This is a genomic window from Vibrio sp. YT-19(2023) (assembly GCF_033337395.1).
The window spans coordinates 1-15,616 of the sequence record NZ_JAWOQN010000025.1 but is presented as its reverse complement, the minus strand read 5'-3'; the positions used below and the strand labels follow the sequence as shown (position 1 = coordinate 15,616).

The following is a 15,616-nucleotide window of genomic DNA, read 5'->3' as shown; positions in this document are numbered from 1 at the left end:
AGCTTATTTTTAGTTATGTGAAGAATAATCTGTGGAAGATTGGTTGTGTTATATTCTTATTATCTCCTATAATTATTATGAACTACTTAATGGGCATGCCTAATTGGTATAGTCCATTTGAAGTTGATGGGAGGTTTCCTCCATTGTATTTCGTTGGTTTTTCTGGTAGTCGTACTGGTTGGAGTCTAGCTATATCTCTTATATATCCAATATTTCTAATATCAGGTTATGAATATTTTAAAACAAGAAGGGTTCTAGTTTTAATATCTATTGCTTTATATTTGGCTGCGGTAGCTATCCCATCAGGAAGAACAGGAATTGTAGTTTGCCTTTTTAATAGTGTTGGCATTATTTATTTATATTTTAGGAATAGTATTATTTCAATTTTATTTGGTTTTTTATGCTTACTTAGTACATTATATTTTCTCTTGATTAATGCTGAGTTGTTTAGGCTGTCGAGTGTAATTGATGGTGGTGCAATATCAAGTGGTAGGTATGAGGGCAATATTATTGCAATGAATTTATTTACATCCTCCCCTTTTTTTGGAGTAGGTAAAGTGGATTTGATTAATCATGGCTTATCTTACTCTCCAATTCATAATTTATGGCTAGGTTTCGCTACTGAGTATGGTCTATTTTCTTTTCTGGCTCTTTTTTACATTTTTGTTGTTTTTTTTCTGCGTACAGCGAGATCTTTTTATAAATATAATTGGGTCGAATTGGGTGCTTTCATAAGTGTATTGAATGGTATTGTTTTTACCATGGTTGAACCTGGTGGAATATTAGGGCAACTTAAGTTACAAATGATTTTTTGGGTTTCAATTGGCATTTTAGTAAAACGAAATGATCAAAGTTATATCCATTCGCAACAAAGGAAGCACTCGTGAAAGTGATTGTTATTTTACCTCACCCCAATAGGCACTATTATGACCCTTTCAAAACATTATCCGAGAAAGGACATATTGATACTAGATATGTTTTCCTTGGAAGTCAGCCACATTATAGAAAGGATGTAGATTGGAGAGTGCCCAGTAACAAGGTTTATAATGGAAGAAATATATTTAGAATATTCGGTATGATTGCTAAATCCGATACTGTTGTTTTTGGTGGAATTGCTAGCCCACTTATTACTATGCAAATTTTGTTTTTCTTATCAAGGTTGCTATTAAAAAAAATAATAGTAGCTACAGAAGAGGTTTCTTTCAAAAAAATTGACAATAAATTCATAAAAAAGTTGATATCAATTTTTTTTGATTCTAAATATGTTATATGTTTTGCTATTGGAAATAGAGTAAAGGCTACCTATTCCAATGTAGGCATAAGTAAATGGACGTTTCTTCGGTTTGGTTGTTTCGAAAATAGGAATACTTTAGATAAATTAGTTGGCAAGGAAGGTAAGGTCAGACTGTTAAGTGTTGGTAGTTTGGTTGAAAATAAAAACCACATACTAATCATTGAGGCAATGAAAAAATATAGTGGGGATAAAGAAGTAGAATTAAATATAGCAGGTGATGGCCCATTAAAAGAATATATTACAAAGCAGTCTGAAAGTTTACCACTCAATGTTAAGGTAATTATGCATGGGTTTTGTAATGAAGCGGAATTAGATAAATTATATTCTATTTCAGATATTTTTATTCACCCATCTATTCGAGACCGTTGGGGCGCTACTGTAAGCCAAGCTGTTGATGCATCTTTACCTCTTTTAATTTCAGATACCGTAGGAAGTGGAGAAGGTTTTTTATTGAGGAAAGGTTTTAATGGTTTTGATTTCAGCAACAAAGAAGAGTTTTCAAGGTGGTTATATGAGCTTATTGATAACGATGAGCTTAGGAGCACAATTTCAAAAAATGCAAATGAGATGTCTAAGCTTTGGGGGCATCATGCAGTTTGTGATGCTTTGAAAAACTACTTGAAATTTGGTGCTATTAATTGTTCAACTCTCCCACTTTCAAAAATATAGTGATAATTAATATGTCGTTTAGGAAAAAAATATATTCACTTTCTCCCTTGGTTTTGAAAAGTGTCCTGGCGGATTTATATACAATAAAAGAAAGCAAACACAGATATTCTGGACTTGACTTGATTAGTCATATGTATCGTGATGATATCCTAGAATTAAAAAAAACAAGATTGTCAGACCATCTTTTGGCTGCGAATGGGTGTGAGTATTGGAATGAGTATTTTAAAAAAAATGGGATAACAATTGATGATATAATCACTGAACCGTTTAAAGTCTATGAGACTCTTCCAATATTAAATAAATGGGACGTTGTTGGTCAAGAGTCTCAGTTTGTGAATCGAGGAATAGATAAGAAAGAACTGAGAAAGATTTCAACTAGTGGTAGTACTGGTGGCGCACTGAATTTTTATGAAACAAAAATTTCGGAGCTGGAACGTTGGGGAGTATGGTGGCGTTATAGGGAACGATTAGGTATCAAAAAAGAGATGAGACTAGCTTACTTTGGGGGGAAGTCCATTGTCCCAATAGGTAATGTTAATCCCCCGTACTGGGTTGGTGGTATCTTTTCTAATCAACTTAATTTCAGTGTCTATCATATTTCGATGGAAAATATTGAACTATATGTAAATGAAATTAATAAATTCGCACCTGAATGGATTCATGGTTATCCGTCTGCGTTATATGCTATTGCTAAATTATCGAAAGAAAAAGGAATCAAGGTTACTTGTTCGGTTAAATACATAACTATCGGATCTGAAAGCCTTTTAGATTATCAGAAGGAACTTATAGAATCTTTTTTTGGCGTGAGTGTTAAGCAACATTATGGTCTATCGGAGTCGGTTGCTAATATATCAGAAGATCTAGAAGGAAACTTGGTGGTTGATGAGGAGTTTTCGTTAGTTGATTTCGTACAAATTGGAAGTGAGGGACTTTATCGAATCATTGGTACTAACTGGAGTAACCCTGCTTTCCCATTGCTTAAGTATGATACGGGTGATATTGCATATTCAACTTGTCAGAATCTAGATGTTTTCCAAAAGAAACGTTTTGTGCAGCGTATTGATGGGCGTATTGAAGATTATTTGTTGCTACCAGATGGAAGAATGATCGGAAGAGTTGCAGAAGTTGCAAAAAATATTGAAGGTATAGTTGAGTCACAGATATATCAATATTCAGACTATTCAATTGATATTCGACTTGTTACGCAATATGAAGAGTCCTTTTACGATGAAAAAAAAATAAAAAATACCCTAAAGGCGAAGATTGGCGACTCTATCGAGATAAATATAGTTTTTGTTGACAAGATTGAAAAAACAGCGAATGGCAAACATAGATTTTTAATATCAGAGGTTAGGAATGAAGCAAATTCTTCAAGACATGGCTAAAGGTGGCTCTAATTTGGTGCAGGCTCCTGCACCAAAGGTAACTGCTGGGAATGTGTTAATCGATACCAGTATTTCTTTAATCTCCGCTGGCACAGAGCGTATGCTCGTAGACTTCGGTAAAGCAAGCTTGATTGATAAAGCGCGCCAGCAGCCAGACAAAGTAAAAATGGTGTTGGAAAAAGTGCAGACAGATGGCTTGATGACAACATTGGAAGCAGTGCAGTCTAAGTTGGCACAACCACTACCTTTGGGTTATTGCAACGTTGGTGTCGTTAACGCCGTTGGTAAGGGTGTTCAGGGCTTCAAAGAAGGTGATCGCGTTGTATCGAACGGCCCTCATGCAGATGTCGTTCGTGTGCCTAAAAATTTGTGCGCTTTAATTCCAGACAACGTATCCGATGAGGAAGCATCGTTTACGGTTGTGGCGAGTATTGGTCTACAAGGGATTCGTTTAGCCGAACCAACATTAGGTGAGGCGTTTGTGGTTACTGGTGTTGGCTTAATTGGTTTACTAACCGTTCAATTGCTGCGTGCTCAAGGTTGTCGTGTACTGGCGATTGATTACGATGATGCTAAGTTGGAGCTGGCGAAGCAATTCGGCGCCGACGTATGTAACCCTGGTAAAGGTGAAGATCCTGTTGCAGCTGGTATGGCATTTAGCCGTGGAAACGGCGTCGATGGCGTAATTATTACTGCTTCGACAAAATCAAATGATCCATTGACACAAGCTGCACGAATGAGTCGTAAGCGCGGCCGCATTATCCTTGTTGGTGTGACTGGCTTAGAGCTAAATCGTGCGGATTTCTATGAGAAAGAACTAACCTTCCAAGTCTCTTGTTCTTATGGCCCTGGTCGCTACGATGCCAACTACGAAGATAATGGTCAAGATTACCCATATGCTTTTGTACGTTGGACTGAACAACGAAATTTCGAAGCTATATTGGACATGATGGCCTCTGGCCAAGTTGATGTTAAACCACTTATTACTCATCGATTTAAATTTGAAGATGCAGCGCAAGCATATGAATTACTGACTTCTGATAAGTCAGCGCTAGGTATTTTGCTTCAATATCAGAGTGATTCCAGTGTTCGCCACGAAAAGTCTATCACACTTAACAGCGAAGCGACTTTTGAAGCATCTAAGCCTGTTGTTGGGTTTGTTGGGGCAGGGAACTACGCTTCTCGCATGTTGATCCCTGCGTTTAAATCGGGAGGCGCTCAACTACATACTATTGCCACTTCTGGTGGTATTAATGGAGTAACTCATGGCGAAAAAGCTGGTTTTGCAAAAACCACCACTGATACAAGCGCCATGATTTCTGACTCAGAAATTAACACAATTGCAATTGTTACGCGCCATAACAGCCATGCTCATTTTGTTTCTGAAGCGCTCAATGCAGGTAAAAACGTATTTGTAGAAAAGCCTTTAGCCGTCACTCTAGAAGAGCTTGCGGAAGTGGAAGCTACCTATTATTCGAAAGCATCTACTGCTTCAGCGCCAAAGTTAATGGTTGGCTTTAACCGCCGTTTTTCGCCTCAAGTGCAAAAAATGAAAGAGCTACTTTCGTCAGTGAAAGAACCTAAGAGCTTTATGATGACCATGAATGCTGGATCTATCCCTGCGGATCACTGGACGCAAGATAATGAAATTGGCGGTGGTCGTATTATTGGCGAGGCGTGCCATTTCATTGATCTAATGAGATACCTAGCTGATTCAGAGATTGTTTCTGTGCAGTGTCGTCGTATGGGTGATGTTGATAGTGTTGATATCACGGAAGATAAAGCTGCGATTATTCTTGGTTTTGCTGATGGTTCTTTCGGCACTATCCACTACTTAGCTAATGGTGCTGCTAACTTCCCGAAAGAGCGCGTAGAAGTTTTCGCAGCAGGTAGAGTACTTCAACTAGACAACTTCCGTAAGTTAAAAGGTTTTGGTTGGCCTGGCTTTAGTAAAATGAATTTATGGAAACAAGACAAAGGGCAAACAGGTTGTGCGGCTGCTTTCCTTAGTGCTATTGAATCAGGTAAAGAGTCGCCGATTCCACCTCGAGAGCTATTCGAAGTAGCAAGAGTGACAATTGAAATAGCAGAGCAATTGCGTAAACAACAATGAGTCTCAAACTAAAAGCGCAAACTGCAAAGAACTTGGGTGTTTTCAATTTAGCCAGAGTGGCAGTTTACCAACTAGGTGTCCGAAGCGGATTAAACCCAGTTAAGCGTCTCAATCAAGCCTCGATATCGGGGCTTTTGTTTCGTCCTTTATCTGCTTCAGTTCAATGTAAATCTAGTCAGCGATACCAATTCTCCCCTTTTGGTTGGAGGCCGAAGCGATTAGTCAGTGAATTGCGATGGGCGGAGAGCGCATTAACTGGAAAATGCTACTCCAACATGAATAAACCTTGGTTTTGTTTGTCTGACTTTGATTCTAATGTTGGTGATATTAAAGGGATTTGGGAGGCATCTAGATTCGATTGGGTACTAGGCTTAGCGAAGGATTATCTTTCTGGAAGAGAGCAAGCGCTTGATGAGCTGAATGCAACTACGAAAGATTGGCTAAAACAGAATTCTCCTTATTTGGGGCCGAACTGGAAGTGTGGTCAAGAAGCCTCAATAAGAGTCATGCATTTGGCTATGGCTGCTAAATTATTGAATCAAGTTGAAAGTCCTGAACCTGCACTGTTGGCATTTGTTAAAGCCCACTTAAAACGCATTGCCCCGACCATCTCTTATGCCGTTGCTCAAGATAATAACCATGGCACTTCGGAAGCTGCCGCCCTATTTATCGGTGGAAGTTGGCTTGCTTCCAGTGGCGATAAAAGCGCTATGCGCTGGCAAAAAATGGGGCGTAAGTGGTTGGAGAATCGAGCAAAGCATTTGATCGATGATGATGGAACATTCAGCCAGTATTCAGTCAACTATCACCGAGTTATGTTAGATACTTACTCAATGGCAGAGTTATGGAGACGGGAACTTAATCTCAAGTCGTTTAGTCCGTCGTTGTATACAAAAATTGGTTTGGCGACTCAATGGTTATATCAGTTGACTCAAGAAGTAAATGGGGATGCACCTAATTTAGGTCATAACGATGGCGCAAGGTTGTTACCTTTAAGTGACTCGGATTATCGAGATTTTCGCCCAACGGTTCAGCTCGCCTCAGTCCTGTTCTTGCAGTCATCTGCTTGGGAAAAAGCAGGTAGCTATGATGAACCACTTAAACTTCTGGGGTTAAGTAAACCACAGCAAGCACTTAACAAACCAAGTTCGTTTCATTTTGCGCAAGGCGGATACGCCGGATTAAGAAGCCAAACTGGAGCGTTTGCACTATTCAATTACCCTATATTTCGTTTTCGACCTGCTCAAAACGATGCTCTACATGTGGACTTTTGGCTTGATGGTGTAAACCTGTTAAGAGACGGTGGCACCTATAGTTATAATGCTGGTCAAGCATATATCGATTACTATGGTGGAACGCAAAGTCATAATACTGTTCAGTTTGATGAGCATGAACAAATGCCACGCTTGAGCAGATTTCTCTTAGGTGCTTGGCTTAAGGCTGAAAATGTCCATTGGGATGAAGCTCGCCAATATTGTAGCGCTAGTTACCGTGACTATTTGGGGTGCAGTCATAAAAGAGAGATTTCTCTTTCGAACAGTACGCTGCGAGTTGTAGATGATATTCAAGGTGTACAGAAAAAAGCGATACTACGTTGGCGCCTGAATCCAGGGGAATGGATGATAGAAGGCAATCGCATCACCAACCATATTCATTCTATAACGATAAATAGTAATACCGACATCAAACGACTTGAGTTAGTCGAAGGAAAAGAGTCTCGCTATTACTACCAAGAAACTTCCATTCCTGTTTTGGAAATCGAAGTAACGTCAGATGGCAAAATAACGACAGAGTATAATTACAGATAATGAATATTCTTTATTTTCACCAGCACTTTTCAACACCTAAAGGTTCCACAGGGATACGTTCCTACGAGATGGCAAAGCGCCTAATTCACCATGGGCATAATGTTACTATGGTATGTGGCACATATGGTGGAGGAGAGACAGGGTTAGAGTCAGAGTTTATTGGTGGCAAACGCAAGGGCGTCGTCGATGGTATCCGCATCATTGAGTTTGATTTGGCGTACTCCAACTCAGATGGCTTTCTTAAAAGAAGCATGACTTTTGTTAAGTTTGCGCTTAAAAGTATCGGCTTAGCTTTTACGGAAAAATACGATGTATTGTTTGCAACAACAACCCCATTAACAGCGGGTATTCCAGGTATTTTAGCACGTTGGTTACGTGGAAAGCCGTTTGTATTTGAAGTAAGGGATTTGTGGCCTGAATTACCAAAAGAAATGGGGGTAATTAAAAACCCTATCATTTTGGGTTTGATGTCTCTACTAGAATGGGCGTCTTATCGAAGTGCGAATCGCTGTATTGGCCTTTCTCCTGGCATTGTCGAGGGAATCAAGAAGCGTGGAGTGCCTAGAGACAAGATAGCGATGGTACCCAATGGCTGTGATCTCTCCATCTTTACTCAATCAAGCGAACCATGGCGACCAGAAGGTGTCGCGCAAGAAGATTTGATGGCGGTTTTCACTGGCACTCATGGTATGGCGAACGGCTTGGATGCTGTCTTAGATGCAGCGACAGAGTTACAAAGCCGTGGCCGAAACGATATTAAGTTAGTTTTGGTGGGGCAAGGTAAGCTAAAACCGCAATTGGAGGCCAAAGCTCAAGAGATGCAGCTGAATAACGTTGTATTTCACCCTCCTGTAAATAAGCAGAAGTTGGCGGGGTTAATGGCAAGTGCTGATGTTGGAATGCAAGTGTTGGCAAATATCCCTGCTTTTTATTACGGAACATCTCCGAATAAATTTTTCGATTATATTTCTGCGGGCCTCCCGGTGATTAATAACTATCCAGGTTGGCTAGCAGGGATGATAGAAGATTCTCAGTGTGGCTTTACTGTGGCTCCGGAAAATCCGCAGGAATTTGCAAATGCCTTAGAGCAGGCGGCGGATAATCGAGAGGCGCTTATTAACATGGGGGCATCCGCTCGACAACTTGCTGAAAGTCAGTTTAACCGCCAGTTGTTAGCTGATAAATGGGTTCAGTGGGTAGTAGGAACAGCGCAATCAAAAGTGAAATCTGCAGAGGTAAATGATGAAAAGATTATTTGATTTCTGTGCCTCTTTATTTGGGCTTATTTTACTCTCACCAATTATCGCGCTCGTGGCTTGGAAAATACGTAAGAACTTAGGCTCGCCCGTACTGTTTCGTCAAACACGTCCTGGTTTAAATGGCAGACCGTTTGAAATGGTTAAGTTCCGTACCATGAAAGACGCGGTCGATTCACAAGGGAATCCACTTCCTGATTCCGAGCGAATGACTCCGTTTGGAGACAAGTTAAGAAACTCAAGCCTCGATGAGCTTCCGGAGTTGTGGAACGTACTGAAAGGTGAGATGAGTTTAGTGGGGCCTCGTCCTTTATTAATGCAGTACTTACCGCTTTATAGTCAAGAGCAAGCAAGACGTCACGAAGTCAGGCCTGGCGTAACGGGCTGGGCTCAAATTAATGGGCGTAATGCAATCAGCTGGGAAGATAAGTTTAAGCTCGATGTCTGGTATGTCGATAATCGTAACCTATGGCTAGATATCAAAATTCTGTTCCTAACCGTTAAAAAAGTGTTTGTGAAGGAAGGAATATCGGCAGATGGCCATGTCACGATAGAACCTTTTACTGGTCAATCAAAGCAGAGCGAAGTCCATGAATAGAACTTGCGCAATTTTAGGCGCTAGTGGTCACGGGAAAGTCGTTGCTGAAATTGCGGAGCTCAATGGTTATACAAACATTGAGTTTTTTGATGATCGCTGGCCAGGGTTGCAAAATGTGGAGCATTGGCCAGTCAAAGGGAATTCCGAAACCTTGTTAAAGATAGCGGCGCAGTTTGATCTAACGGTGATAGCCATCGGCAATAATAAAATCAGGTTAGAAAAGCAGAATCAGCTCAGTACAGCTGGCGCTAAGTTCTCTGTACTCGAGCACCCTAGGGCCACAATTAGTCGGTATAGTCAGCTTGATAAAGGTACGGTGGTCATGGCTGGTGCTGTCATCAATCCTTTCGTCAAAGTTGGTAAAGCATGCATTATTAACACGGCCTCAACGATAGATCATGACTGCCATTTAGCGGATGGCGTACATGTTAGCCCTGGTTGTAATCTTGCGGGCGGGGTAACTGTCGGGGAAGGTTCTTGGCTCGGTATCGGAAGCCAAGTTAAACAACTTATTTCCATTGGTACGGGCGTAATGGTAGGAGCCGGCGCGACTGTCCTGAACCATGTACCAGACTTGCAAACTGTTGTGGGTACGCCTGCACAGCTCGTAAACTCAAAATAACATTCTCAGAATAATTTTTATTTAGGTGACATCGTGCTTAATACTCCATTTTCTCCATGGCCTTCTTTTACTCAAGAAGAAGCCGACGCAGTTAGTCGTGTACTACTGTCAAACAAAGTAAACTACTGGACGGGTAGTGAGTGCCGTGAGTTCGAAAAAGAATTCGCAGCTTGGGTTGGATGTGATCATGCTGTTGCACTAAGCAATGGTACCCTTGCACTCGATGTCGCGCTTAAAGCGTTAGCGATTGGTGAAGGGGACGAGGTCATTACGACGCCTAGAACGTTCCTTGCTTCTGCATCTTCTATTGTTACGGCTGGCGCCAGCCCTGTGTTCGCGGATGTGGAGCTCAATAGCCAAGCCATTACGGCAGCGTCGATTGAAGCGGTCCTAACTCCTAAGACTAAAGCGGTCATCGTTGTTCATTTGGCTGGTATGCCGGCAGAAATGGATGACATCATGGCGCTTGCAGAAAGACATGGTTTTTATGTTATTGAAGATTGTGCTCAAGCACATGGCGCGAAATATAAAGGCCGCAGTGTCGGCACAATTGGTCACATTGGTGCTTGGTCATTCTGTCAAGATAAGATCATGACGACAGGCGGTGAAGGCGGCATGGTGACCACGAATGATAAAGATTTGTGGTCAAAAATGTGGTCTTACAAAGATCATGGTAAAAACTATGACGCGATTTATAACCGTCAGCATCCACCAGGCTTTCGCTGGTTGCACGACAGCTTTGGAACCAACTGGCGTATGACTGAGCTACAAGCTGTGGTTGGTCGTATTCAATTGACTCGCATGTCAGAGTGGACGGCAAAACGCCAAGCCAATGCGGCACAAATCGATGAGGCTGTTGCAGATCTCAATATCGTTCGACGCGTTCACGTGCCTGAGCATTCGCAGCACGCTGAATACAAACATTACCTTTTTGTTGAGCCTAAACATTTGGCAGAGGGCTGGACGAGAGATCGCATTGTGGAAGCCATTGTGGAACGTGGTGTTCCGGCTTATCAAGGTAGCTGCTCTGAGGTGTATTTAGAAAAAGCATTTGATAATACGCCATGGCGACCAGAAAAACGTTTGCCGAATGCAGTGCAGTTAGGTGAAACCAGTTTAATGTTTTTGGTTCATCCAACATTATCGTCAGAAGAAGTCGCTAAAACGTGCGGTGTGATCCGTGAAGTGTTGTTAGAAGCGCAGAAGTAAACCAGTTCAGTCTAAGTGGGACGCATAAATAATAGTGCTTTAATATGTCGTTATTTATGTTTTCCTGTAACAGCGTCCCACCACTTGATGAAAATGTAAAATGTCTGCTACGCAGATTGCTTAAAAGATGCGATGCAGTGAGATAATATGCAATTAATGGTTCTATACATAATCATCAGGTTGTATAATCTTTGCTCAGGCTATCTCATAATATTAACTAGCATTACCACCAAACTCTAAAAATAAACTTGGGGTAATGAGGCTTACATACTGTCATGATTGAAAATAATTCCAAACTTAACGTCATTTGGTCTTTACCGAGATATCAAAAGCGCCTTATTAGTATCGGAGTGGATTTCTTTATTATCTCTGCTGCTTTTATGTTTGCTTATTGGTCTCGCATTGGTGAGTTCCGCCCACTTCCAGATACAAGCAGTAACTATGTACTGTTGGCAACCATTGTGTGTACGCTTGCTGTTTTTGTCTCGTTTGGCCTCTATCGAGCGGTGCTACGCTATTTAGGCTTTCATGTTCTGGCAGTCGTCGGGTTGGGTACGATTCTATCTGCGCTTTGTGTGGCCAGTTTTGCTTTCGCATTTGATGCCCAACTACCACGCTCGATTCCTTTTATTTATGCCGCTTTTCTTGCGATCGGAGTAGGGACTAGCCGTCTGCTGGTAAGGAGCTTGGTTGCTCAATCGGTACACAAAGCTGGAGCGCCAGTTCTTATTTATGGTGCGGGTAGTGCCGGTCGTGAGCTTGCGTTTGCGCTGCGACAATCAGAAACCTACCGAGTTATTGGCTTTGTCGACGAAGACAAAACGCTTCAAAACACAATGCTAATGGGTTACCGAGTCTATACAGCGGATAACGCGATGAAGGCGATTAGAAAGTATGAAGTAAAAAAAATCTTACTTGCTATTCCTAGCGCTTCAAACAAACGCCGTAAGGAAGTCTTAGATAGAATTTCTAAACTGCCTGTTGAAATCCAAACCGTTCCAGATATGAAAGATATCCTTACGGGTAAGGCGAAAATTGATGAACTGAAAGAGGTTCCGATTGGTGATTTGTTAGGTCGAGACCCTGTTCAGCCGCAACAAGTATTAATGGAAGCGAACATCAAGAATCAAGTAGTGATGGTGACGGGAGCTGGTGGTTCAATTGGCTCTGAGTTATGTCGTCAGATTTTAAACTACTCGCCAAAATCATTGATCTTATTTGAACTGTCTGAATTTGCGTTGTATCAGGTGCACAGTGAATTGAGTCAAATCATTAAAGCTAACAATCTGAGCATTGTCGTCGTTCCATTGGTTGGCTCTGTGCAGAGACAAAATCGCTTAGAAACTACCATGAAAGCCTTTGAAGTGGACACGGTTTACCATGCTGCGGCGTACAAACATGTTCCGCTGGTGGAGTACAACGTTGTTGAAGGTGTAAGAAACAATGTGTTTGGCACTTACTATACAGCGCAAGCGGCGATTGATGCAGGTGTGAAGAATTTTGTTCTTATTTCTACTGATAAGGCTGTTAGACCAACGAACGTGATGGGTGCGACTAAACGCATGGCTGAGTTAGGTTTACAAGCGTTGGCACAGCAACAAAACCGAATTCGTGAGAGCAACCCTAATCTGGGTACGCGTTTCTGTATGGTGCGCTTTGGTAATGTTTTGGGTTCGTCTGGCTCGGTAATTCCTGTATTCAAAAAACAGATTGAGAAGCGAGAACCTATTACGGTCACCCACAAAGACATTACTCGATACTTTATGACAATTCCAGAGGCTGCCCAGTTGGTTATTCAAGCTGGGGCGATGGGGAAAGGTGGCGATGTATTTGTTCTCGATATGGGGGATCCCGTTAAGATTGTCGATCTAGCGAAGAACTTGGTTTACCTGTCAGGGCTTGAAGTTAAAGATGAAAACAATCCTCATGGCGATATAGAGATTCTCTTCACAGGTTTGAGGCCGGGAGAGAAGTTATATGAAGAGCTGTTGATTGGAGATGACAATGTTTCCGAAACGGCACACGCACGTATTATGACCGCGCAAGAAAGTTACCTACCACTAAAAGAGTATGAAATCTTAATCGACAAGCTCGATGCCGCCTGTCACAACTTCCAACACGAAGTGATTCGTCGCTTGTTACTCGATGCTCCTACAGGCTTTAATCCAGTGGATGGCATTGAAGATCTCGTATGGAAGCAAAATACTCGCACTGCGGAGTTATATACTTTTGAGCCAAAGCAAAGTAATGCAAGTGAAACTTGATGCTTTTGTCTGGTTGGTAAATAATAGAAAAATTAATAAGATATGTTGTTGTGGTACTCGCAGTGGTTGTTTGTTTACTACGAACGTAACGTGAACATGTCGTAACCTCAAAAAGGCACTTCTGAGTGCCTTTTTCTGTATTCAATACATTAACAGTGGCTAAAACTGATGGCACAGAAAACGATAAAAACAGGGATAGCAGCATTATCGCTGCCGCTACTGGTAAGTACTTCTCTTACCGCTCAGGAGTTGGCGACGCTGCCTTCGAACCAAAGCTTTACCGGATTGACTTTTACCCCTAATGCGCAGTCGTTAAACTACGGTGATTTTTCTTTTACGTATGCTCAAGGTTTACCTCTAAATCACAAAATTGATGAGTTAGATGCTCTTAATTTGTCGTTTGGTTTATTTGATGGTTTTGAGGCGTATGGAAGGATTGTTACCAAAACTTATAGCTGTAACTCATTTGTAAAAAGTGGGTGTGGTATAAGAGACCTATCGATGTCTTTCAAATATCAGGTTCCTAACTTTTGGGGATCGGAGAATCTCGATTTTGCTTTAGGTATTCAGGATCTAGGTGGTTCGGCCAATCAGTTCAGTACGAAATATGCAGTTGCAGATTACTCTTTAGACTTTGCTCCGGTTCGCGTTTCTGCAGGTTACGGGCTTTCTGATATTGAATTAGGTGTGATGGATGGCCCATTCGGTGGTATTGAATATCAACCATTGAGCTTTTTACAGGTTAGCGGAGAATACGATGCTGTGGAGTTTAACTCCTCGGTCAAGCTTTTTACCCCACAAGGCACATTGCCTTATGATGTGACAGCCTCGCTCAGTTATCAGCTTTACTCTGGCCACAATACTGATGAACAAAATATTTGGAACGCGGCACTTTCAGTACCTCTAGTTACTGGGTATACACGTTCTCGCGATTACTCGCGCAATAATCTCACGTTAATGGAAAAGCTGTCTTTGGAGCAGAATAAAGCTAAAGAGGCTTCTATCTCTGCTTTAGTGAGCGCGCTTCGTAATGAAGGCTTTGTGAATATTCAAATCGGTTTGCTGAATCAAACAACAGTAGTGGCGCTAGAAAACCGTCGTTATAACCATAACCAAGTAGATGGTTTAGGTGTTGCTATGGGGATCATCTCTAGCCACCTAGGTCAAAACGCGGTATCAGAAGTGGGTGGTGATTCAGAGCGTATTGAGCTATTTATGCTCGCAAACCAAAAGCCCGTTGTTAGTGTGCAAGCGAATTCAACGTGCTATCAGAGTTTTATCAATAGTTCTGCTGCGTGCGAGGATATTAAGTTCACGACACGAGATTTAGCCGAAAAACTTGAGTTGGTTAACTGGAAAACAGAGCGCGTAAATAGCGGCGCACTAGACTCTCAACTTGTCTTTTCACCAATGGTTCGCCATGCCGTTGCGACCGAGTTTGGTGTTTATGACTACTCTTTTGCGATGTCGAGCAACTTATATACCTACCTTTGGTCTGGCGCGGCTGTCGATGTTCGCCATATTTTGCCGTTAGCGGAAACTGACGATTATGAAAAATGGGGATACTTTGAGGATAGTGCTTACGAAAATGATATCGAACGCGCAATGCTGCACCAATTCTTCCGTTTACCTTATGTCGATATTGCGAACCAAGTATCCGTCGGTTTGGCGAAAACAGATTATATTGGCGCGAGAAGTGAGTCTACATGGTTTTCTCAGTCTGGTGCGCACGCTTTGAGTTTGGAAATGAGCTACTTCCAGCATGTCGATGAGAAAGATGAAAATGGCTATGAAACTCTCGATCGTCAAACTTCGCTAGCTCGCTATACTTTTTCAATGCCCGAATGGGATTGGCAGTTTAACGCGACAGCGGGTGAGTTTTGGCGGGGTGATGTTGGTGCTAAGCTAACAACATCGCATTGGTTTGAGGATATTGAGGTTTCTGCTACTTATCAGGTTACTAAGTACAAAGATACTGATGAAGAGCAGTTTGTCGCTGTGTCAGTCAAGCTACCACTAACACCTTGGCGTGATATGTCTCCTGGCTTATTGCAGGTTCGAGGTAACGAAGCTTATGACTTTAATGTGATGACGCGAGTAGGCAATGACGTCAATTTCTTAAGTGATGGACAAGGTGATGAGCTTATCATGGACAACAGCATGCTACGTCGTTACTTCAACCGTGGTCGTTATGGTAGCGATTACTTTGAAGAGAATAAGATTCGCTTACGTAACGCCTACCTGCGTTACTTATCAACTCAGTTAGACTAAACCCATAGAACAGTACGATGTATAAAAGCGGCCAATGTGCCGCTTTTTTATTTTCAGCCCTAAACCACCTACTTCAGTAGGTGGTTATCATCCGTTTCGGCTTTGCCTGTAAAACTACTCATGCTAA

Annotated in this window: 11 protein-coding genes; all 11 read left to right on the top strand. The window is 41.8% G+C overall.

Features of this window, described 5'->3' with window-relative positions:
* Positions 1–89: 89 nt before the first annotated feature.
* On the top strand, positions 90–887 hold the full coding sequence (locus tag R7E78_RS17425; protein WP_318058111.1) for a hypothetical protein: 798 nt from the start codon (positions 90–92) through the stop codon (positions 885–887).
* Positions 884–1,963 carry a glycosyltransferase gene (locus R7E78_RS17420; protein WP_140316518.1) on the top strand — a complete coding sequence of 360 codons (1,080 nt, stop codon included), beginning with the start codon at positions 884–886 and terminating at the stop codon, positions 1,961–1,963. Before R7E78_RS17425 ends, R7E78_RS17420 begins: the two co-directional genes overlap by 4 nt.
* An 11-nt stretch (positions 1,964–1,974) precedes the next feature.
* The gene (locus R7E78_RS17415) at positions 1,975–3,348 is read left to right on the top strand and encodes a phenylacetate--CoA ligase family protein (RefSeq protein ID WP_140316517.1); all 1,374 of its coding nucleotides are present in this window, start codon (positions 1,975–1,977) and stop codon (positions 3,346–3,348) included.
* Positions 3,320–5,461: a bi-domain-containing oxidoreductase gene (locus tag R7E78_RS17410; RefSeq protein ID WP_318058110.1), complete on the top strand. Its 2,142-nt coding sequence runs from the start codon at positions 3,320–3,322 to the stop codon at positions 5,459–5,461. Before R7E78_RS17415 ends, R7E78_RS17410 begins: the two co-directional genes overlap by 29 nt.
* A gap of 275 nt (positions 5,462–5,736) precedes the next feature.
* A complete protein-coding gene (locus R7E78_RS17405) occupies positions 5,737–7,269 on the top strand; it encodes an alginate lyase family protein (protein ID WP_318058109.1) in 1,533 nt (510 codons plus the stop codon).
* A complete protein-coding gene (locus tag R7E78_RS17400) occupies positions 7,269–8,528 on the top strand; it encodes a glycosyltransferase family 4 protein (protein ID WP_318058108.1) in 1,260 nt (419 codons plus the stop codon). The genes R7E78_RS17405 and R7E78_RS17400 overlap by 1 nt, the downstream gene beginning before the upstream one ends.
* Positions 8,512–9,123 (top strand): sugar transferase, encoded by a 612-nt coding sequence (locus tag R7E78_RS17395; protein ID WP_318058117.1) that lies wholly within the window; start codon positions 8,512–8,514, stop codon positions 9,121–9,123. The genes R7E78_RS17400 and R7E78_RS17395 overlap by 17 nt, the downstream gene beginning before the upstream one ends.
* Entirely contained in the window at positions 9,116–9,745 is a 630-nt protein-coding gene (locus R7E78_RS17390) for an acetyltransferase (protein ID WP_262628104.1), read from the top strand. Before R7E78_RS17395 ends, R7E78_RS17390 begins: the two co-directional genes overlap by 8 nt.
* A 33-nt stretch (positions 9,746–9,778) precedes the next feature.
* On the top strand, positions 9,779–10,954 hold the full coding sequence (locus R7E78_RS17385; protein WP_262644217.1) for a DegT/DnrJ/EryC1/StrS family aminotransferase: 1,176 nt from the start codon (positions 9,779–9,781) through the stop codon (positions 10,952–10,954).
* Positions 10,955–11,229: 275 nt separating this feature from the next.
* Positions 11,230–13,218, top strand: a complete 1,989-nt coding sequence (locus tag R7E78_RS17380) for a nucleoside-diphosphate sugar epimerase/dehydratase (protein ID WP_318058107.1) — start codon at positions 11,230–11,232, stop codon at positions 13,216–13,218.
* Positions 13,219–13,386: 168 nt separating this feature from the next.
* Complete coding sequence (locus R7E78_RS17375) at positions 13,387–15,489, top strand: YjbH domain-containing protein (RefSeq protein ID WP_262644215.1); 2,103 nt, start codon at positions 13,387–13,389, stop codon at positions 15,487–15,489.
* Positions 15,490–15,616: the final 127 nt, after the last annotated feature.